The 20,130-nt window shown below is 70.0% G+C and carries 22 protein-coding genes; 15 read left to right on the forward strand and 7 right to left on the reverse strand.

Annotated features, from left to right (window positions below):
- Positions 1-180 precede the first annotated feature (180 nt).
- Both ABGA98_RS16320 and ABGA98_RS16325 read left to right on the forward strand, forming a co-directional pair.
- A complete protein-coding gene (locus ABGA98_RS16320; RefSeq protein ID WP_347619138.1) occupies positions 181-921 on the forward strand; it encodes an SDR family oxidoreductase in 741 nt (246 codons plus the stop codon).
- Positions 922-951: 30 nt separating this feature from the next.
- Entirely contained in the window at positions 952-1,362 is a 411-nt protein-coding gene (locus ABGA98_RS16325) for a cupin domain-containing protein (RefSeq protein WP_347619139.1), read from the forward strand.
- Positions 1,363-1,372: 10 nt separating this feature from the next.
- Here ABGA98_RS16325 and ABGA98_RS16330 read toward each other — a convergent pair whose 3' ends face one another.
- Positions 1,373-2,260: a TIGR03620 family F420-dependent LLM class oxidoreductase gene (locus tag ABGA98_RS16330; RefSeq protein WP_347619140.1), complete on the reverse strand. Its 888-nt coding sequence runs from the start codon at positions 2,258-2,260 to the stop codon at positions 1,373-1,375.
- A gap of 96 nt (positions 2,261-2,356) precedes the next feature.
- Here ABGA98_RS16330 and ABGA98_RS16335 point away from each other — a divergent pair, with 96 nt between their 5' ends.
- From ABGA98_RS16335 to ABGA98_RS16345, 3 genes are all read left to right on the forward strand, one after another.
- Positions 2,357-2,956 (forward strand): TetR family transcriptional regulator, encoded by a 600-nt coding sequence (locus ABGA98_RS16335; protein ID WP_347619141.1) that lies wholly within the window; start codon positions 2,357-2,359, stop codon positions 2,954-2,956.
- 200 nt (positions 2,957-3,156) lie between these two features.
- Positions 3,157-4,545, forward strand: coding sequence for an OFA family MFS transporter (locus tag ABGA98_RS16340; RefSeq protein WP_347619142.1), 1,389 nt, complete (start codon positions 3,157-3,159; stop codon positions 4,543-4,545).
- Entirely contained in the window at positions 4,542-4,691 is a 150-nt protein-coding gene (locus tag ABGA98_RS16345) for a hypothetical protein (RefSeq protein WP_347619143.1), read from the forward strand. The genes ABGA98_RS16340 and ABGA98_RS16345 overlap by 4 nt, the downstream gene beginning before the upstream one ends.
- Positions 4,692-4,721: 30 nt before the next feature.
- Here ABGA98_RS16345 and ABGA98_RS16350 read toward each other — a convergent pair whose 3' ends face one another.
- From ABGA98_RS16350 to ABGA98_RS16370, 5 genes are all read right to left on the reverse strand, one after another.
- On the reverse strand, positions 4,722-5,999 hold the full coding sequence (locus ABGA98_RS16350; RefSeq protein WP_347619144.1) for a cytochrome P450: 1,278 nt from the start codon (positions 5,997-5,999) through the stop codon (positions 4,722-4,724).
- Between the two features lies 1 nt (position 6,000).
- The gene (locus ABGA98_RS16355; protein WP_347619145.1) at positions 6,001-6,201 is read right to left on the reverse strand and encodes a ferredoxin; all 201 of its coding nucleotides are present in this window, start codon (positions 6,199-6,201) and stop codon (positions 6,001-6,003) included.
- On the reverse strand, positions 6,198-6,815 hold the full coding sequence (locus ABGA98_RS16360; RefSeq protein WP_347619146.1) for a TetR/AcrR family transcriptional regulator: 618 nt from the start codon (positions 6,813-6,815) through the stop codon (positions 6,198-6,200). The genes ABGA98_RS16355 and ABGA98_RS16360 overlap by 4 nt, the downstream gene beginning before the upstream one ends.
- An 89-nt stretch (positions 6,816-6,904) precedes the next feature.
- Positions 6,905-7,249, reverse strand: a complete 345-nt coding sequence (locus ABGA98_RS16365; protein WP_347619147.1) for a hypothetical protein — start codon at positions 7,247-7,249, stop codon at positions 6,905-6,907.
- Between the two features lie 50 nt (positions 7,250-7,299).
- Entirely contained in the window at positions 7,300-8,307 is a 1,008-nt protein-coding gene (locus tag ABGA98_RS16370; RefSeq protein WP_347619148.1) for a hypothetical protein, read from the reverse strand.
- Positions 8,308-8,399: 92 nt separating this feature from the next.
- On the opposite strand from ABGA98_RS16370, the gene ABGA98_RS16375 reads away from it, so the two are divergent.
- Positions 8,400-8,990 carry a TetR/AcrR family transcriptional regulator gene (locus tag ABGA98_RS16375; RefSeq protein WP_347619149.1) on the forward strand — a complete coding sequence of 197 codons (591 nt, stop codon included), beginning with the start codon at positions 8,400-8,402 and terminating at the stop codon, positions 8,988-8,990.
- Between the two features lie 253 nt (positions 8,991-9,243).
- On the opposite strand, the gene ABGA98_RS16380 is transcribed toward ABGA98_RS16375, so the two are convergent.
- A complete protein-coding gene (locus ABGA98_RS16380) occupies positions 9,244-10,218 on the reverse strand; it encodes an aldo/keto reductase (protein ID WP_347619150.1) in 975 nt (324 codons plus the stop codon).
- An 88-nt stretch (positions 10,219-10,306) separates the two neighbouring features.
- On the opposite strand from ABGA98_RS16380, the gene ABGA98_RS16385 reads away from it, so the two are divergent.
- The 9 genes from ABGA98_RS16385 (at position 10,307) to ABGA98_RS16425 (ending at position 20,125) form a co-directional block, all read left to right on the forward strand.
- Entirely contained in the window at positions 10,307-10,936 is a 630-nt protein-coding gene (locus ABGA98_RS16385) for a TetR/AcrR family transcriptional regulator (protein WP_347619151.1), read from the forward strand.
- A 683-nt stretch (positions 10,937-11,619) separates the two neighbouring features.
- On the forward strand, positions 11,620-12,549 hold the full coding sequence (locus ABGA98_RS16390; protein ID WP_347619152.1) for an NAD-dependent epimerase/dehydratase family protein: 930 nt from the start codon (positions 11,620-11,622) through the stop codon (positions 12,547-12,549).
- Positions 12,550-12,837: 288 nt separating this feature from the next.
- Entirely contained in the window at positions 12,838-13,599 is a 762-nt protein-coding gene (locus ABGA98_RS16395) for a class I SAM-dependent methyltransferase (protein ID WP_347619153.1), read from the forward strand.
- Positions 13,600-14,115: 516 nt separating this feature from the next.
- Positions 14,116-15,009, forward strand: a complete 894-nt coding sequence (locus ABGA98_RS16400; RefSeq protein WP_347619154.1) for an ROK family protein — start codon at positions 14,116-14,118, stop codon at positions 15,007-15,009.
- Complete coding sequence (gene nagA, locus ABGA98_RS16405) at positions 15,006-16,124, forward strand: N-acetylglucosamine-6-phosphate deacetylase (RefSeq protein WP_347619155.1); 1,119 nt, start codon at positions 15,006-15,008, stop codon at positions 16,122-16,124. Before ABGA98_RS16400 ends, nagA begins: the two co-directional genes overlap by 4 nt.
- Before the next feature lie 84 nt (positions 16,125-16,208).
- Complete coding sequence (locus tag ABGA98_RS16410; protein WP_347619156.1) at positions 16,209-16,904, forward strand: GntR family transcriptional regulator; 696 nt, start codon at positions 16,209-16,211, stop codon at positions 16,902-16,904.
- Between the two features lie 17 nt (positions 16,905-16,921).
- Positions 16,922-18,265 carry an extracellular solute-binding protein gene (locus ABGA98_RS16415; RefSeq protein WP_347619157.1) on the forward strand — a complete coding sequence of 448 codons (1,344 nt, stop codon included), beginning with the start codon at positions 16,922-16,924 and terminating at the stop codon, positions 18,263-18,265.
- Positions 18,262-19,218, forward strand: coding sequence for a sugar ABC transporter permease (locus tag ABGA98_RS16420; RefSeq protein WP_347619158.1), 957 nt, complete (start codon positions 18,262-18,264; stop codon positions 19,216-19,218). Before ABGA98_RS16415 ends, ABGA98_RS16420 begins: the two co-directional genes overlap by 4 nt.
- 67 nt (positions 19,219-19,285) lie before the next feature.
- Positions 19,286-20,125: a carbohydrate ABC transporter permease gene (locus ABGA98_RS16425; RefSeq protein WP_347619159.1), complete on the forward strand. Its 840-nt coding sequence runs from the start codon at positions 19,286-19,288 to the stop codon at positions 20,123-20,125.
- Positions 20,126-20,130: the final 5 nt, after the last annotated feature.

Raw genomic sequence — 20,130 nt, forward strand, 5'->3', positions numbered from 1 at the left:
TGATGTGACCTGCACCCGTATGACCCCTTAGCGGGGATCTGGTGTCGCCTCTGTGCGCCTGGGCACCGCCGGTCAGCGGAACGCAAAATCTTCCGCGCGGGCGTCACAGGCGGGTGCGCCGCCCTGTCCTAGCTCGCGAGCGGGGGCGAACGGTGCTCCCGGCGGACGGGGAGGAACGTCATGAGGATCGTGGTCATCGGCGGGACCGGCATGATCGGGTCGAAAGTCGTGGCCAAGCTCGGCGAACGTGGCCACGAGGCGGTGCCGGCCTCGCCGAACACCGGCGTCGACACGCTCACCGGGGAAGGGCTGGAGGAGACGCTGGCCGGTACGCAGGTGGTGATCGACGTGTCGAACTCGCCGTCGTTCGAGGACGCCGCCGTACGGGAGTTCTTCGAGACCTCCACGCGCAACCTGCTGGCCGCCGAGGAGGCGGCCGGAGTCGGGCACCACGTCGCGCTGTCCGTGGTCGGCGCCCGGCGGCAGCGGGGCAAGGGCTACTTCGGGGCCAAGGCCGCCCAGGAGGAACTGATCGAGAAGTCCTCGATCCCGTTCTCGATCGTGCGCGCCACGCAGTTCTTCGAGTTCGCCCGCGGCATCGCCGACGGCGCCACCGAGGACGGCACCGTACGGATCGCGCCGGTGTGGTTCCAGCCCATCGCCGGCGAGGAGGTCGCCACGGCGGTCAGCAGGGTCGCGGAGGGCACCCCGCTGAACGGCGGCCTCGACGTCGCCGGGCCCGAGCGGGTGCTGATGGACGACTTCTTCCGCGACGCCCTGACCGCCTGGAAAGACCCGCGCCAGGTCGTCACCGACCCGGAGGCCCGTTACTTCGGCCTCCACCTCGACCAGGACACGCTGGTGCCCGTCGAGGACACGATCCGCGGCGAGATCACCTACGACGGCTGGCTCGGCGAGTAGCCCGCCCATCCCGTCAAGGAGGAACCCACCATGAGGGAACACCGATCGAACGCCTGGCAGACGGCGATCACCATCGTGCAGGAGGCAAAACCGCCGTACATTCCCGAGGGAGCGCACGAGATGACCCTGGTCGTCGAATATCCGCCCGGAGATCCCGGCGCGCCGCCGCACCGCCACTACGGACCAGCCTTCGGCTACGTGCTGGAAGGCGAGATGCTGCTGGAGCTCGAAGGCGAGCCCGAGCGGGTCGTACGCGCCGGTGAGGCGTTCTGGGAGCCCGGCGGGGACGTCATCCACTACCAGGACGGCAACAACCGCGACGACATCCCGCTCCGGTTCCTCGTGACGATGTTGTGCGAGCCCGGCAAGCCGATGCTCACCCTGGTGGACGACGAGGAGCTCGCCCAGCGAGCCGACCGGCGCGCCGCCCGCCCCGTCTGACCGCCCGCGGTCAGGCCCGGGGGAGCAGGCGGGGGGCGAGCCGCGCCAGCTGGTCGACCGTGGTCGTCAGGTCGTCGGCCAGCGGGTGGAGCAGGACGTGGTCGGCGCCGGCGGCGAGGTGCCGCTCCGCCCGGGCGGCGATGGCCTCGTCGTCCCCCCAGGCCACGATGGCGTCGACGAGGCGGTCGCTGTACCCGCCGTCGAGATCGGCGTCGCCGTACCCGAGCCTGCGGTAGTGGGCGGTGTAGGCGTTCTCGCTGCCGCCGGCGCCGAAGAGGGCGCGGATCCGTCCCCTGGCGCGGACCTCGTCGGTGTCGAGGAGGAGGGCCAGGTGCGGGATCACCAGGGGCCCGGGGCCGAGAGCGTCGCGCGCGGCCCGGGTGTGCTCGACGGGTTGCAGGAAGGGGTGGACGCCGCCGGCCCGTCCGGCGGCCAGCCGGTGCGCCTTGGGGCCGAGGGCGGCCAGGACGCGCGGGTAGCGGGCTTCCGGCAGGACGCGGGTGGCGGCCTCGTCCATGGCGTCCAGGTAGGCGCGCAGCCCGGCCAGCGGACGCTCGCCGCCGTGGCCGCCGAGGCCGAGGATCACGCGGTCGGGGTACGCCTCGGCGAGCGTGGCCGCACCGCTGTGGGTCGCCCGCGGGTCGCGCATGTTGATGTTGGCGACGCCGGCGCCCGCGACCAGTCGTTCGGTGGCGGCGAGCACCACGGCCAGCTGGGTGAGGATGTCACGCCCGGCGACGGGGGCGGCCGCGGGAGGCTCGCCCGTCCACACCGAGCCGTACCCGAGTCGCTCGATCCGCGCGAACTGCTCCCGTTGCCTGGCCACCGGCGTGTGCAGCAGCGTCATCGGCGCGATCCACACGCCGAAGCGGCCGAGGCGGTCCTGTGTCGGGGTCATCGGCACTCCTGTCCGAGCTTAGCGGAGCCAGCCTCCGCTTATTGGGAGACTACGATACGGAAGGAGGCTCCGGTTCGTGCACCCCAGGAGGCGGATGTGGCCGACACCACCACCCGGCGCGCCATGCGGGCCGACGCGCGGCGCAACCGCGACCGGCTGCTGGCCGAGGCGCGCACCGCCTTCCTGGACCACGGCACCGACGCCTCGCTGGAGGACGTCGCCGCGCGCGCCGGGGTCGGCGTCGGCACCCTCTACCGGCACTTCCCCACGCGGGAGGCGCTGCTTGCGGAGCTGCTGCGCGAACGATTCGACACCCTCGCCGCGGGCGCGCGGCAGCTCGCCGCCCACCCGTCGCCCCGCGAGGCGCTGGTCACCTGGACGCTCGACTTCGTGCGGACCACCACCGTCTACCGTGGGCTCACCGCGGCGGTGACGGCGACGCTGCACGACCCGGCCTCGGCCCTGCACGCCTCCTGCGAGACGATGCGCGGCGCGGCGACGGCGCTGCTGACCCGCGCGCAGGAGGCGGGCGAGGTGCGCGCCGACGTCGCGCCGCTGGAGTTCCTGGCCCTGGTCGCGGGCGCCTCATGGGCGCGCGAGCAGATGTCGGGGGCCGAGGTTCCCGGCGATCGCCTGCTCCTGCTGCTCTTCGAAGGTTTGGGACGCCCCGGTCAGGGAGCGTCCGACGATCAGTGACGAGCCGTGACGGCCGCCGTCGCCGGAACCGGGACGCTGACCACCTCCCACAACGTCACCCGGCCGGGAACACCACCGGTACGAGGTGGCGGGCGGGCGTGCCGGGCTTCGCACGCCGTTCGCCGACCAGATTTGACCGCTCGCCGTAAACCCGCTCCGGATGCGAAATACGGCATACCGTATGTGTTACCCGTATCTTCGTGGCAATCAGTACGAGGTTCGCGAGTCCCACAGGTTTCCTGAGCCGTTCCCGTACCGTGGCGGCCCCCACGTGGAGCCGGTGGCTGGTGCCACCCGCCGCCCTCTCCGTGCACCTGGCGATCGGGCAGGCGTACGCGTGGAGCGTGTTCAAACCGCCACTCGAATCCTCCCTCGGCCTGTCGGGCACCCAGAGCGCCCTGCCGTTCCAGCTGGGCATCGTCATGCTCGGCCTGTCGGCGGCCTTCGGCGGCACGCTGGTCGAGCGCAACGGGCCACGCTGGGCGATGTTCGTCTCGATGGCCTGCTTCTCCTCCGGGTTCCTGCTGTCCGCGCTGGGCGTGGCCACGGGACAGTACTGGCTGGTGGTGCTCGGCTACGGTTGCGTGGGAGGGATCGGGCTGGGGATCGGCTACATCTCGCCGGTCTCCACGCTGATCAAGTGGTTCCCCGACCGGCCGGGCATGGCCACCGGCATCGCGATCATGGGGTTCGGCGGGGGAGCGCTCATCGCCTCGCCGTGGTCGGCGCAGATGCTCGGCACGTTCGGCACCGGCACGGGCGGGATCGCCACGACGTTCGTCGTGCACGGCGTCGTCTACGCCGTCTTCATGTCCATGGGCGTGCTGCTGGTGCGCGTCCCCGCCGACGGGTGGACGCCGAAGGGGTGGCGACCGCGCGAGGCGGCCACGCGCCGGCTGGTCACCACCGCCGACGTCTCGGCGCGCAACGCCGTCCGCACCCCGCAGTTCTACCTGCTGTGGCTGGTGTTGTGCCTGAACGTCACCGCCGGGATCGGCATCCTGGAGAAGGCCGCGCCGATGATCGCCGACTTCTTCTCCGACACCTCCACACCCGTCGCGGCGGGAGCGGCGGCGGGCTTCGTCGCGCTGCTGTCGCTGGCGAACATGGCGGGGCGCTTCGGCTGGTCGTCCACCTCCGACCTGATCGGGCGCAAGAACATGTACCGCGTCTACCTGGGCGTGGGCGCGCTGCTCTATCTCGCGATCGCGCTGGCGGGCGACACCTCCAAGCCGCTGTTCATCATCTGCGCGCTGGGCATCCTGTCCTTCTACGGCGGCGGCTTCGCGACGGTCCCGGCGTACCTGAAGGACCTGTTCGGCACATACGAGGTCGGGGCGATCCACGGCAGGCTGCTCACCGCCTGGTCCACCGCGGGCGTGCTCGGCCCGCTGATCATCAACGCGATCGCCGACGGGCAGGAGGCCGCGGGGCGGTCGGGACCCGCGCTCTACACCACGTCCCTCTACATCATGATCGGCCTGCTCGTGATCGGCTTCGTCGCCAACGAGCTGATCAGGCCGGTGCACGACAGGTACCACGAGCGGCCACGGCAGGAGAACGTGACGGAGAAGGGGCAGGCGGTATGACGGACACGACGGCCACGACGGGCGGCGCGGACACGGCGAACCGGCGGACGGGGCTGATGGTGCTGGCATGGGCGTGGGTGGGGGTGCCGTTCACGTACGGCGTCTACCAGCTGTTCCTCAAGCTCACCCAGCTCTTCTCCGGCTGAGCGGTCCCTGGGACGCCCATGCGGCCGGCGTCACGCCCGTCCGACGCGCAGGGGCAGCGTCCGCGGCCCGCGGACCTGCCCCGTCGCCCAGGTCACCGCCGCAGGGTCGGCCAGGGAGAACTCCGGGATCCGCTCCAGCCACACCTCCAGGGCGACCCGCAGCTCCATGCGCGCCAGGTGGGAGCCCACGCAGCGGTGGATGCCCAGGCCGAACGCGACATGCCGGTTGACCTCGCGGTCGATGACGACCTCGTCCGCCCGCTCGACGTGCGCCGGGTCACGGTTGGCCGCTGGGAACGACAGCAGCACCCAGTCGTCGGCCTTCATGTCGACGCCGCGCCAGTGCATGTCCTGCTTGACCAGCCGCGCCATCGTGACCGGCGCGTACGCCCGCAGGAACTCCTCCATCGCGGTGGGCAGCAGCTCCGGCTCGGCCACCAGGCGCTCCCGGTCGGCCGGCGTCTTCGCCAGATGCCACAGGGACGCGCCGATCGCGCTCCACGTCGTGTCGATGCCGGCGATGAGCAGCAGGGCCATCGTGCCGGACACGTGCGCCGGCTGCAGCTTCTGGCCGTACAGCTCCGCCTCGATGAGGTAGGTGGTCAGGTCGTCGCGCGGGTTGTCGAGGTGGTCGCGGATCTGCTCCAGCAGGTAGTCGAACAGCTCCCCCATATGCGCCATGCGCTCCTCGGGCGGCAGGTTGACGCCCTCGAGCGCGTGCTCGATGAACGCGCGGAAGCGGGGCCCGTCCTCCGGAGGGAAGCCCAGCATGTCGGCGATGACGCGGACCGGGATGTGCTGCGCGTACTCGCGGGCCGCGTCGACGTCGCGCCGGCCCTCTAAGGCGTCGATGAGCGTGTGGCAGTAGGCCCGCGTGGCCGCCTCCCGCCTGGCGACGGCGCTCTTGGTGAACGCCGGCAGCAGCAGCCTGCGCGCGTCGCGGTGGAACGGCGGGTCGGAGGAGATCGGGGGCACGCCGCCGACCGGCGCCAGGTCGAGCGGCGGCCGGTAGTTGCTCATGATGATCGCGCGCGAGGAGAAGTGTTCGGTGTCGTAGGCGATCGCGGCGACGTCCTCGTACCGCGTCGGCAGCCAGCCGCCGCCGAACCGCTCGGTGCGCGCGATCGGGCAGCCCTGCCGCAGCTCGTCCTGGATGGGGTACGGGTCGGCGGCCCACTCGGGCTCCAGGTGGGAGAAGTCGGTCGTCCAGTCGGAGACGGGACCGGTGACGATCTCGCTGCGGGTGCCGACGAACGCGTCGTCCTGCCCGTCCCTGTAGTCCTGCGTGAAGCGCTCGTCAACGGCCATGTCAGGTCTCCTCGTGCGCGTCGATCGCCCTTTCGGGACAGTTGGCCACCGCCAGGCGCGCCGCCTCCTCCTCGCCCGGCGGAACGATGCCATGGCCGAGAACCTGCCCGTAACCCTCGTCGTCCTCGCCGAACAGGCCCGGAGCCAGGTCGTAGCAGCGCCCGTGCCCCTGGCACCGTTCGGGGTTGATCTGTACTTTCACGGGATCGACTCCTTCTTCTCTGTGATGCCCGCGGGACCGAGGACCGTCACGACACGGGCGAGCAGCTCGGCCCACTCCTCGTCGGCGACCGCGTGCAGGTCCGGCGTGACCAGCACGCTGCCCATCGCCAGCAGGAGGCAGAAGTGCGCCAGCGCGTCGGGCGACAGCGCGGGATCGAGCTCACCGTCGTCCTGGGCCCCGCGGACGAGCCCGGAGATCTGGCCGGCGCGTTCGCCGATGTAGTCGCGCATCGGCAGGGCGACCTCCTGGTCACGGGGGGCCGCGACGAGCGCCTCGACGATGAGACGGCCCCGGACGTCGGGCCTGCGGGGGAGCCGGCGGCCGATGACGAGGAGCAGCTCCGTGACCGGCCGGTTCGGGTCGGCGGCCAGCAGGTCGGCGAGCATGCTGCGGCCGTGCGCGCGCAGGGCCGCCACGAGCAGGTCCGCCTTTGAACCGAAGTGCGCGTAGAGCGCGCCGTTGCTCACCCCGGCGGCGGCCGCGATGTCGGCGACACGGGTGCCGTCGTATCCGCGCTCGGCGAAGGCGTCGGCGGCCGCGCGCAGCAGCCGCTCCCGCGTTTCCGCGGCGGTGACACCGGCGATGCGCCCCATGAACGAATTAAAAAGTCGTTCATTTGATTCGTCAAGGGCACTGTGCGGAGTTGAGGCTGTTGTCTGGCGGCCTTGAAGATGACAGTCCGTCACGCCATCTGGAAGCGGACATGCCGGTAGGCCATCGGAGTGACAGTGGGGACGTGTGCGGCAGGAGGTTCGGCTCGGGAGATGGCGGCGCTCTGGCCCCGGCGGCTGGCGTTGGTGGTGGCACCGGCGTACGGCGAGTCGTTCGCGTCGCGGGTGGATCGGATGGCCCTGCGGAACGGATGTCCGCCGTGGACGATGGCCGAGGCGTCAGGGCTGGATGTACGCGCGTCAAGTGACGTCCGTGCCCGCGAGCTAGGCGGGGCGGTCGGGCCGCGGTCGCCGTCCTCGGTGTCGAGACGCCCGGGCGAGCCCGGCGGGGCGGCCCGTGCCGACAGAGCCATCATGAACCAGGTCATCTCACGGGTGCGCCGCCCCCGATTCTCGATCGGCGGAGTCAGTGATCGCCGTGCGCGCCGGTAAAGGCGGCGCCGATCTCCGCCATCCGCTCGGCCGCGTAGCCGGGGTCGATCAACGCCTCGGGGGTGTGGAGGCCGGGCGGCACGGGGTCGCCGCGCAGGCCGAGCAGTCGCTCGACGCCGAGGGCGACGCCGAGCGCCGTCAGGGGGCGCTGCCCCTCCGGGTGGAGGAGGTAGCGGCTCGTCCTGAGTGGTGCGCCCGCGCGGTCCACGCCTTCGAGGTCGATCTTGACCTCCGTGGACGCGGGCCCGCCGCGCCGCCTGCCCGCCGATTCACCGATCGCGAACGCGAAGCGGACGTTGGGCGCACCCGTCGCGACGGCCAGGCTCGGCACGTCGAGGATGGGGACGATCTGGCCGGGCAGCACGGCGCCGTCGACACTGGTGACCTCCACCTGCGCGTCAGGGCCGCTGACCCAGTCGAAGACGCCGTCGCGGCGGACGTGCCCCGCCGAGGTGGCGGCCAGCAGGCGTGCCATGTCCGCCGTGGCCGCGGGCCCGCCGCTGTCCTGTTCGTCCAGCACGCCGCCGACCTCGATGGTGTCGAGCCTGTCGAACTCCCTGGCGAGGCCGAGCACCGCGAGGACGACGAGCCCCGCGTACCAGTGGCTGGCCAGCAGAATCGGCGCCGCGCCGGCTCGCAGGCCGGCGGCGACAACCTCGGGGCCGATGTCGACCAGGCCGCTGGAGATGCTGACGTACGGCAGGCCGCGGTCCTGTGCGTAACGCAGTCCGTTCAGGTGGCTGTCCCACACCGTTGCCACGACCGCCGAGTAGCGGTCGGTCCACTGGAGGCCGAGGTCGCCTCGCCGCAGATCGATGGTCACGGCTGTCGCGCCGCCGAGCTCGTCGGCGACCCGCCGGGCGCGGCCGAGATCGCGGCCCGCGATCGTCAACGGCAGCTCTGGGTACCACCGGCGCAGGAGGGCTGCGGTCCCCGCGCCCGCCTGGCCGGATCCGCCCATGATCAGTACGGCCTGCTCCACGGTGATGTCCTCTCGCTAACCTACATTCGCTAACCTACATTCTGTAACTTACATTTTGTAGCTTATGCTGGAAGGCGACGCAAGGGAGGACGATGGCCACGGGATCGACTCGCCTGTCCAAGCCGGCCAGGCGGGAGCAACTGCTCGACACCGCCATGGCGATCGTGCGCGCCCACGGCACCGACAGCCTCACGCTACTCAGCCTGGCGGAGGCCGCCGGAGTGAGCAGGCCGATCGTCTACGACCACTTTGGCACCCGCCCCGGCCTGCTGATTGCGCTCTACCGGCGGCTCGACGAGCGGCACCGGGCCGCCTCGGAGGAGGCCCTGCGTGACGCCCCGGCCGTCCCCCGCGAGATCGCCCGCGTCCTGAGCGCCGCCTACTTCGCCTGCGCCACCGACATGCCGGAGTGGACCGCCATCTCGGCCGCGCTCAAGGGGAACCAGGAGATGGAGGCGATCGAGCGCGAGCTGCTCGACGGCTACACGGACCTGATGGCCACCGCCCTGCGGCCGTACTCCAGGCTCACGCACGAAGCCCTCCGGCTGCGCTGCGTCGGCGCGCTGGGCGCGGCCGAGGCGATCGCCGCGGAGCTGAACCGGGGGCGGGCCACCGTCGCCGAGGCCATCGCGGCGCTGACCGACCTGACCGTCGGCAGCATCGACGCCGGAGCCCAGGACTGACGCTGTCGCGGCCCGTTGTGTGGTGGTGCTGTGGAGGTATCGGGCGGGCCCCGTGCGAAGGGTCGCCCTGGGCGGGGCGGCGTCCCTAACCCTTGATGCCGCGGCCTTCTGCCCCAGTGCCTGGCCGCGCCGGTCTTGCGCGTCGCCCGGCATCCGCTGCCCTGCGGGACCCGCCCCCGGCATCGCGTCTATCTGTCGGCTGGTGTCCGAGCCGTACCCGAATAGGAGAAAAGGCCGTGCCCGGTCAGCGAGGTCAGTCCCAAGTGGGCAGCATGCCCTCGGGGTAGCGGGCGCCGAAGCCACCGGTCGGGAGGATCTTGGCGATGCGCTTCAGGTCGGTGTCGTCGAGGGTGAGATCGGCGGCGGCCACGTTCTCCTCCAGCCGCTGGATGCTGCGGGTGCCGGGGATGGGGACGATGTCGTCGCCCTGGGTCAAGAGCCAGGCCAGGGCGAGCTGGGCGACGGTGGCGTCCTTGGTCGCGGCCAGGTCGGCGAGCCGCTGGGTGGCCTCCAGATTCTTCTCGTAGTTGCCGGGCTGGAAGCGGGCGTCCCAGGTGCGCATGTCGGTGGGGTCGTACTCGGCGCCGGGCTTGGCCTGCCCGGTGAGGAAACCCCGGCCGAGCGGCGAGTAGGCGACGAACCCGATCCCGAGCTCGCGCAGGACGGGGAAGAGGATCTCGGCGTCCCGCTCGAACAGGGAGTATTCGGTTTGCAGGACCGAGACGGGCTGTACGGCGTGCGCGCGACGGATGGTGTTCGCCCCCGCCTCGCTCAGCCCGAAGTAGCGGACCTTACCGGCGTCGATGAACTCCTTGACCGTCCCGGCTACGTCCTCGATCGGCACGTTGGGGTCGACGCGGTGCTGGTAGAGCACGTCGATGACGTCGACGCCGAGGTAACGCAGGCTGTTGTCGACGACCTCGCGGATGTGCTCGGGACGGCTGTCGACACCGCCCTCTCTGGTGCCGGTGAAGTCGAAGCCGAACTTGGTCGCGATGACGACCTCGTCGCGTATCGGTGCGAGCGCGGCGCCGACGATCCGCTCGTTCTCGCCCTGCCCGTACAGCTCGGCCGTGTCGAAGAACGTCACGCCCAGCTCGTGGGCCCGACGGATCGTCGCGATCCCCTCGTTCTCATCCGACGGCCCATAGGCCAGGGAGATGCCCATCGCGCCGTATCCCAGCGCCGACGCCGCCAGCCCCTGCCGTCCGAGGGCCCGTTGCTTCATGATGCGTCCTCATTCCCGCAGATGTAAGAGTGCTCTAACATTAAGTAAGAGTACTCTAACATTGGGAAGGGAGGGAGAATCGTTCGCCGTGAGCAGACCCACGCCGCCGAAACGCGGCTACCACCACGGCGACCTGCCCGCCGAGCTCATCCGCGAGGGCCTCGCGCTCCTGGCCGAGTCGGGCATCGCCGGTTTCTCCGTGGCGAAGGTCGCCGCCCGCGTCGGCGTGTCATCGGCCGCGCCGTACCGTCACTTCCCCGATCGGGAGGCACTGCTCGCCGCCTGCGCAGCCGCCATCATCAGCGACATCACCGAGGTTCTCGTCGAGGCGGCCGAGCGGGCGGGGCCCGATCCCGTGGACCGGCTCGCTGCCACCGCGGGCGCCTACACCCGCTTCGTCCTGGAGCACCGCGCCGGCCTCGACCTCGTCTACTCCTATGACTTCGCCGAGCCCCACCGGCCGACGGTCCAGGAGCAGAGCCGCCACCTCACGGCCGCCCTCATGCGCCTGGCCGCGGACGTGCTGCCCGCCGACACCTCCTGGGCCGACACCGCCGATTTCGTCTACGTGCACCTGTCCACCACGCACGGCTACGCCACCCTGCTCTTCAAGGGCACCCGCCCGCCACAAGGCATCGACGATCACGCAGTTCGCGCTGTCACCGCGGCCCGTGACCACATCACCGGGCATCTCCTGCGCCTGCGAAACGCCCGCTGACGAAACCGGCGACGACTCAGTAGGCCAGCGGGTGTGCAACCTGGCGATCGGCGCAATGGTTACACCCTGGCGCCACCATCGCAAGATCGCCAGTTGGTCTTTGCGATGTACGATGCGGACTCTTCCGCAGGATGGACCAAGAACGCGAGCTCCGAGAGCTGATTCTCTCCCGGCTTCAAGCGCACGGCGTCCGACTCCCTGAAGCCTCCGCGCGGAGTCATAGCCCTCTCAAGGGGACGCGATCTTCGACCGGGTACTGCCAACTTCGATGACGCGAGCGCCGATATTTCGACACCTATCGAAGTGACAGCGCCCAGGTTAGGAGCAGGCTCCACTGTCATCTTCGCTAGGTTCAGACAGGCTGTGAACGATAGATGGCCACTGGGAGCGATAGGTGGCCAATCGAGAGTGGTGGTTGGCCGGGTGTGGTGACGGCGCCAACTGACATTCCTCGCGTACGGCCGACTGGGACATCACTGCCCGTAGTCGAGACCAGGCAGCGCAATGCCGTGCCGCACGGGCTGGGCGCCGGCCCAGAGGCCCGGGTGTGCGGGAGACAGGCTCGCACCCCGAGCTGATCCGTTTTGCCGTCTCGGCAACGGAAGTTGTGGCTCGGCCAAGGGGCAACGAGGCTGGCTCCGGCTGAACGACCAGCTCCAATCGCACGAGGAAGCAGGACGCTGATGCACGTTTTCGTCACCGGAGCAAGCGGCTACATCGGTGGCACCGTCGCTACCCGATTCCTTCGGGCGGGTCACACCGTCACCGGCCTGACCCGGAACGCGGCCAAGGCAGGCGACCTTGCTCGGCTGGGCATCCAGCCGGTGGTGGGCAGCCTGGACGACGCGGGAATACTTACCAAGCACGCCGGCCGTGCCGACGCGGTCATCAACGCGGCCGACAGTGACCACCGCCGAGCAGCGGAAACACTCATCTCCGCGCTGGCCGGGTCCGGCAAGCCGCTCATCCACACCAGCGGCTCCAGCATCGTGGGCGTCGGCACCAGCGGTGAAGCATCCGAGACCATCTTTCACGAAGACCTCTTCAACCCGGACTCCACCTGGCAGCCCGAACACCCCATACGCCAAGCACGCTTCGCCATCGACCGGCTGGTCCTGGCCGCCGCGGCACAAGGAGTGCGTACCGCGGTCCTGTGTCACAGCCTGATCTATGGAGACGCACGCGGGCTGCCGAGCGACAGCGTTCTGATCGCCGCGCTGGTGCGGCAGGCGCGTTCCAGTGGGTCGGTCCAGTACGTCGGCGCGGGAGGCAACATCTGGTCCAACGTGCACCTCGACGACGTCGCCGACCTGTATCTCCTTGCCCTGGAGAAGTCGCCCCCCGGCACCTTCTACTTCGTCGAGAACGGTGAGGAATCCTTCGCCGCGATCACCAAGGCCATCGCTCGCCGCCTCGGTCTGCCCGGTCCACGGCCCTGGAACCCCGACTCCGCTGACAATGTCTGGAACCCCCAGTTCGCCATGCACGCCCTTGGCTCCAACAGCCGTGTCCGCGCCATTCGTGCCCGCGATCTGCTCGGTTGGCGCCCCCGGTACCACTCGATCCTCGACTGGATCACTGGCGCCGACCTCGATGGAACGATACGCCGATAAGCTCCGTCCGACACGTCAGCGGCGACGTTCAGTGGCTCCAGACAAGCGACCACGTTGATATCCGGTGGAGCCCGGCTCGGGGTGACTGAGCGCTTCAGCCGGCGGATTGCGCTTGAGTCGGCGAGCTCCGCGCGTTCTATGGGCGGGGACGGGCTACTTCGGCTGGCTCGATCTGCTGCGTCTTCGCTGGTGAGGGCAAGGCGGCGATTCCGGCCGGTCGAAGCGCTCAGTCACGGCGAACGGGCCATATGTCTGTGCCGCCGAGACTGCTGGGCCACAATGGCCCGCATGCCTACCATGCCCGAGGATCACGTTGAGACTGCACATCCGTCCCGATTCAACGACTACGACAGCTTCGCCGAGGGGTACACGGCCGAGAACGAGACCAGCCTCCTGAACGCGTACTACGAGCGTCCCGCGATGCTGGGACTCGCCGGGGACGTGACCGGCCGGCGCATCCTCGACGCCGGCTGCGGCTCAGGCCCTCTGTTCGCCGAGCTGCGCGATCGAGGCGCCATCGTCACCGGTGTCGACGCGAGCGCCGGGATGCTGGAGATGGCCCGGCAGCGGCTGGGCACCGACGCGGACCTGCGGGTCGCCGACCTGGCCGGCCCACTGCCCTTCCCCCACGACACCTTCGACGACGTCATCGCGTCGCTGGTGCTGCACTACCTGGAAGACTGGGGACCGACACTGGCCGAGCTCCGACGCGTGCTGAAGCCTGGTGGCAGACTCCTCGCCTCGGTCGACCATCCTTTCTCCATCGCTCTCTTTCAGCACATGGCCGGGGAGAAGCCCAAGTACTTCGAGACCCGCTGCCGGACCGAAGAATGGACCATGGGTGGGCAGGCCACCCAGATGAGATTCTGGGACCGGCCGCTGCACGCGATGACCGAAGCCTTCACCGCGGCGGGCTTTCGCATCAGCGTCGTCAGCGAACCGCCGTTCGTGCCGGAAGCCCGCGAACTGTTCCCCGAGGAGTTCCGCGAGATCGAGCCCACCCGCATGAGGTTCCTGTGCTTCTTGTTCTTCGTTCTAGAAGCCGGCTAACGGCGCCTCGTAACGATCACCTGCGGTGACTCAGCGCACCGCTCACGCACGGTGACGGGGCCGGAGGCGGGACGCGCCTTGTCCGCGGCAGATCCGCATGGGTCAGAATGTGCCGATGACGATCTCCGCTGACGACTCCGGTCCGGTCCGGATCGTGACGGCCGTTCTTCGCGACGGCGATCGGGTGCTGCTGTGTCATCGAAGCGCCGGACGAGCACGACGCTGTGGCGTGGTTCGAGACGTCCGACCTGGACAGCCTGCGTCTCGCCCATGAGTCGTATCTCTCGATGCTCACCGCCGTGCTCGTCGCGTGACGTCGCTCCGGAAGCCAGGGCGCGCGCTCAGTGGCGCCCGAAAGTCGAGAACACCTGGCGCCCGATCTCGCGAAGGAAGCCACATAGCTGGGCGACGCAGTCCATCCGCATGTGCCTTCGCAACGGTGCAGGACGCGCCGCGTAGCCCCGCAAGGTCATGACCCCGCCGGAGGAGATGGTCGGCAGGACCTACGATCGGCGCATGACAAGCCATGTGATCGCTGTGGACGTGGGCGGGACGGCGATGAAGGGGGCACTCGTCACCCGCGACGGCGATGTGGAGGCCTTCGAGCAACGCCCGACCAGACGCGAGCGAGGGCCGGAGCACGTGCTGAACAGGCTCGGGGACTTCGTGGCAGACCTGGCGGCGCGGGCGCCAGCGCCCCCGCATGCGGCCGGGGTGGCCGTTCCCGGCCTGGTGGACGAGAAAGCGGGCGTCGCCTCCCGGGCGGCGAACCTCGGCTGGCGGGACGCGCCCATCTCCGCGATGCTCGGCGAGAGGCTGGGCGTGCCGGTGGCCCTCGGGCACGACGTGCGGGCGGGCGGCCTCGCCGAGAACGTCTACGGCGCCGGGGCGCACGCGCGGAACTTCCTGTTCCTGGCGATCGGCACGGGCATCGCGGGCGCGATGATTATGGAGGGCCGGCTGTACGGCGGCGCCTGTGGCCATGCGGGAGAGGCGGGCCACATTCCGGTCCGTCCAGATGGGGAGCCCTGCGTGTGCGGGCGACGCGGATGCCTGGAGACCTACGCCTCGGCCGCCTCGATCGTCCGCCGCTACGGCAAGGGCCGCCTGCGGACGGAGGACATCTTCGCCCGCGCCGACCAGGGCGACGACCATGCGCAGCGGGTGCTGAACGAGGCGATCGAGGCGCTGGCGACAGGTCTGGCCACGTGCACGCTCCTGCTCGACCCCGAGCTCATCGTGATCGGCGGCGGCCTGGCCGGCGCGGGAGAACGGCTCCTGGATCCGCTGGCGAAGGGGCTGGCGGCCCGGCTGTCGCTCCGGGAGCCGCCGCCCATCTCGCGGGGGGCGCTGGGAATCCGCGCGTCCATGCTCGGTGCCGGAATCCTCGCCTGGAGTGTGGCGGAATGACCGATCAGATTCTCGCGGGCGCTCGCGTGGTGACCCGCTCAGACGTACTCGAACCAGGCTGGGTCCAGATCGGGGGCGGGCGCATCGCCGGTGTCGGGGCCGGGGCGCCGCCGCGCGATGGCACCCCGATCCGTGATCTCGGCGGTGGCTGGCTCCTGCCCGGGTTCGTGGACATCCACGCGCACGGCGGAGGCGGTGTGTCGGCGATCGACTCACCGGCCGACTTGGCGGCCACCGTGGCCTTCCACCGCTTACACGGAACCACCCGGACCCTGATCAGCCTGGTGTCCTCTCCCATGGAACAGATGGCCCGGGCCGCCGGTTGGGTAGCCGATCTGATGGCGAGTGAGCCCGGTGTGGCCGGGGCCCATCTCGAAGGGCCGTTCCTGTCCCACCTGCGTTGCGGGGCCCATGATCCTGATCATCTGCGCGCGCCGGCGACGGCGGAGCTGCGCAAGCTCCTGGAGGCCGGACGGGGCGGCATCCGCATGGTCACGGTCGCCCCCGAGCTTCCCGGTGGCCTGGATCTGGTCAGGGAGCTGGTGGCGTGCGACGTCATCGCCGCCGTGGGCCACACCGACGGCGACTACGCCACGTGTCGCGCGGCCTTCGAGGCCGGCGCGCGGGTGCTCACCCACACCTTCAACGGCATGCGCGGGCTGCATCACCGCGAGCCCGGGCCGTTCCTTGCGGCCTGCGAGTCGCCGGATGTCGTCCTCGAGGTCATCAACGACGGCATCCATCTGGCCGATCCCATCGTCAGGCTCATCGTGCGCCAGGCGCCCGATCGCGTCGCCCTCATCACCGACGCGTCGGCCGGGGCCGGCATGGGCGACGGCCGGTACGCGCGCGGTGCCCGGCAGGTGCAGGTGAGGGCGGGGCGCGCGGAGCTGGTCGGCAGCGGATCGCTGGCCGGCAGCACACTCACCATGGCGCAGGCGGTACGGCGGGCCGTACGCGAGGTCGGGCTGCCGGTGACCGTCGCCTCGGCCGCGGCCTCTGCCGTGCCCGCCCGGCTGCTCGGCCTGGACTGCGGACGCATCGAAGCGGGCCGCGCGGCGGAGTTCGTGGTCATGACCGACGACTTCGAGGTAAGCGAGGTGCTGGCCCATTGACTCGGCCACGACCATTGATATACCAATGGTCTACTTAAGTGGGGGGAAGGGTTTTCCGTGGCGCGTACGGCGAACAAGGCTCAGATGGTCAGGACTCTGATCGAGGCAAGGTTCATCGCCGTTCCCGGGCCCGCCACCGTGCTTCCCTCGGAGCGCCGGCTCGCCGAAGAGTTCGGCGTCGCCCGCATGACCGTTCGCGCCGCGTTGAAGCTGCTGGAGGCCGACGGGTTGATCCGCTCGGCGCCCGGGGCCAGCTACATGGTGGTTCCTCCGCAGGTGTCCAAGGGCCCGACCCTGTCGTCGTTCACCCAGGACGCGCACAAGCGCGGGTGGCGGCCGGGATCCCGGGTGATCGAACGGACCGCCTTCGACGCCGACCCGCGGCTCGCCGCCACCCTCGGGATCAAGCCCGGCGACGCCGTTTACCAGATCGGCAGGGTGCGGACCGCTGACGACACCCCGCTCAGCTACGAGCGGGTGTGCCTGCCCGCCGCCTTCGTCCCCGGACTGATCGACGAGGACCTCACCGGCTCGCTCCATCAACTGCTCGCCGATCGCTACGACATCCGGATAACCCGGCACGAGCGCACGATCACCGCGATCAACGTGGACGCGGAACAGGCCGAGCTCCTCGGCGTCAAGGAGGGCACCGCGGCCCTCTGCGTGCCCCACATCGGCTACGACCAGACCGGTCGCCGGGTCGAGCAGGTGCACGCGCTGTATCGCGGTGACCGGTACGAGTTTTCCAGCGTGACCTATCTGCGGGAGACGAACCCATGAGGAAAGTCACCTTAAGCGTGGCGACGACGGCTCTGCTGTTAACGGGAGCCTGTGGCGGCGCGGAACCTCAGGAGTCGTCCGCCGCGGCGACCCTCACCTTCTGGACACCGCACACCACGCCGGACCGGCTGGCCGTCCAGCAGTCCGTCGCGGCGAAGTTCACCAGCAAGACCGGCATCAACGTCAAGGTCGTGCCGCTCGAATCCAAACAGGCCAGCCAGAGCCTGGCGACCGGCGCCGCCTCCGGCAAAGTGCCCGACGTGATCCTTTACAGCCCCAACCTGATCGCGGCCTGGAACGCCCAGGGCTTCATCGACACCGAGGCGCCGCAGCAGATCGTCGATGAGCTGGGAGCCGACACCTTTACCGAGAGCGCCATCCGGATGGCCACGGTCGGCGGAAAGCTCGGCGCTGTGCCCAGCGACGGCTGGGGGCATGTGATCTCCTACCGCAAGGACTTGTTCAAGAGCGCGGGCCTGGAGGCTCCCGAGTCGGTCGAGGACATGGTCACCGCGGCGCAGAAGCTGGCGAAGGACGGCGTGCGGGGCATCGCGATGGGCACCCAGCCAGGCGACGGCTACACCGGCGAGGGCCTGGAGTCGCTGCTGCAGGCCGCAGGCTGCCAGCTCGTGACGAACGGCACCGTCGCCATCGACTCGCCGGAATGCGTCACCGGCCTGGACGCCGTCCAGAAGCTCGGCGCCGCAGCGGGCACCGGGGAGCTCGACGTCGCCGCCGCACGAGCCGCCTACCTCGCCGGAGACGCGGCGATGCTCCTGTTCTCCTCGCACATCGTGGACGAGGTCGCCGGCCTGGACAAGGACAACCCGGTCACGTGCGAGGAATGCAAGAAGGACCCGACGTACCTGGCGGAGAACACCGGCTTCGTGACGGCTCTCGGCACGGCTCCGCAGTACGGTCAGACGTCCAACTACGCTATTCCCCGAGGCGCGTCGGTGGAGAACGCCAAGAAGTTCGTCTCCTTCGCCATGTCCGAGGGATACGTGGAGATGTTGTCGACGGCAGCCGAGGGCCGGATCCCGATGCGGCCGGGACCGGCGAAGGGGTCCACCGAGTACCTCGACGCGTGGGCCGATCTCCCGGTCGGCAACGACCCGGCCACGAAGAAATCGATCAAGGCGGTCTACGGCGAGGACGTCGTGGACCAGCTCGCGAAGGGCGCCGCGTCGTTCGGCCGCTGGGGATGGGGCACCGACGACGCCACCCTGGCCGGCGTGGTGTTCTCCCAGGGCACCCTGTCGAAGGAGCTCGGGCCCCTGTTCAGCGGGACGTCGCCGGCCGACGTCGCGAAGAAGATGGCGGCAGAGGTCGGCTCCGTCAAGCAGGACCTGGGTGAATGACCTCGAAACGGCTGGTGTTCACCCGCTGGGGCCGCCCGCTCAACCGGTCCCAGCGGGATGACCTGCACGGCAGGTTGCTGGTCGGCCCGACCATGCTCGTCGTGCTGGCCTTCGTCGTGCTGCCCTTCCTGGCCGTCCTCCTGCTGGCGTTCGCCGATGTCCGGCTCGTCGACATCCCCCGGCTGACGCTCGACCGGCTCACGCTGACCCTGGACAACTTCCGGTCGGCCTGGGGGAGCGACAGGTTCTGGTCCGCGCTGGGCACCACGCTCGCATACGCGGCCTGCACCACCGCGGGGGCGATCACGACCGGTCTGGTGGTGGCCATGGCGCTGCGCCGGCCGTTCCGTGGTCGTGGGCTGGTCAGGGCCCTGGTGCTGATCCCGTACGTGCTGCCGGTGGTGGCGGCCACCACCATCTGGAAGACCCTGCTCAACACCGAGTACGGCCTGGTCAACGCCGTCGGCAGGCAGCTGATCGGCTGGGAGGACCCGATCGCCTTCCTCACCACCCGCAGCCAGGAGTTCGGCGGGATCCCGATCCCGGTCGCGCTGGTGACCGTGATCGCCTTCGAGGTGTGGAAGACGTTTCCGCTGGCCTTCCTCTTCATCACCGCGCGACTGCAGGTCACGCCGATGGAGCTGGAGGAGGCGGCGGCGATCGACGGCGCGGGCAAGGTCAGGGCGTTCTTCCACATCGTCCTGCCGCAACTGCGCGGCGTGATCGCCCTGCTGATCGTGCTGCGGTTCATCTGGTCCTTCCAGAACTTCAACGACATCTATCTGCTCACCGGAGGAGCGGGCGGTACCGAAGTGCTGGCCGTACGGGTGTACGAGGAACTGGTCACCCGGGCCGACATCGGCACGGCCTCGGCCACCGGGCTCCTGATGACCGCCATGCTCCTGGTGCTGCTGTTCGTGTACGCCTGGATGATCAGGGGGGAGCGGACATGAGCGAGCGCAGCGAGCGGCCGGTCGAGCACAGTCGGTTTCCGTTCACGCCGCCGGCGAAGGAGGCGGTATGAACGGCGGAGACCGCATCCTCGGGGTGCTCAAATGGCTGGTCATCACCTTGACGGTCATCGTGTGCGCGGGCCCGCTGGTCTACGGCTTCCTGCTGTCGCTGCGGCCGTTCGCGTCGGTCGCCGCGTCGCCGCTGTCGCTGATCCCTTCGGCCGAGGAGGTGACGCTGGAGGCATACCCCAGGGCGATGGGCGAGTATGGACTGGGCGGCTTCATGCTCAACTCGCTGCAGGTCGCTCTGGCGACCGTTGTGCTGGCCGTCCTGTTCAGCGTGCTCGGCGGGTACGCGGCCGTGCGGCTGGACTTCTTCGGGCGCCGCTCCGTCAACGTCCTCTTCCTGGGCGTCTACATGCTCCCCGGCATCGTCCTGGCCGTTCCGTTGTTCGTGCTGCTCAGCCGCGTGGGGCTGACCGGCACCCTGATCGGGCTGGTGCTGGTCTACATCGCCCAGACCGTGCCGGTCGCGCTCTACATGCTTCGCAACTACTTCATCGCCGTGCCCGCGAGCGTGGAGGAGGCGGCGATGATCGACGGTTGCGGGCGGCTGGCTCTCATTCGCAGGGTCGTGCTGCCGATGGCGTTGCCGGGCATCGCCGCCACGTCCCTGTACGTCTTCATGATCGCCTGGAACGAGTACCTGTTCGCGCTGCTGTTCCTCGTGCACGACCGGCCGCGCTGGACGGTGGCGCTGGGCATCTCGCAGCTCACCGAGTTCTCGGTGCCGGCCACCGTGCTGATGGCCGGGTCCATCGCGGTCACCATCCCGGTGGTCGCGGGGTTCTTCCTGGCGCAGCGGTTGTTGATCTCCGGGCTCACCGCCGGAGCGGAGAAGGGGTGAAAGAC

The organism is Nonomuraea sp. B1E8 (assembly GCF_039871515.1).
Classification (GTDB): domain Bacteria; phylum Actinomycetota; class Actinomycetes; order Streptosporangiales; family Streptosporangiaceae; genus Nonomuraea.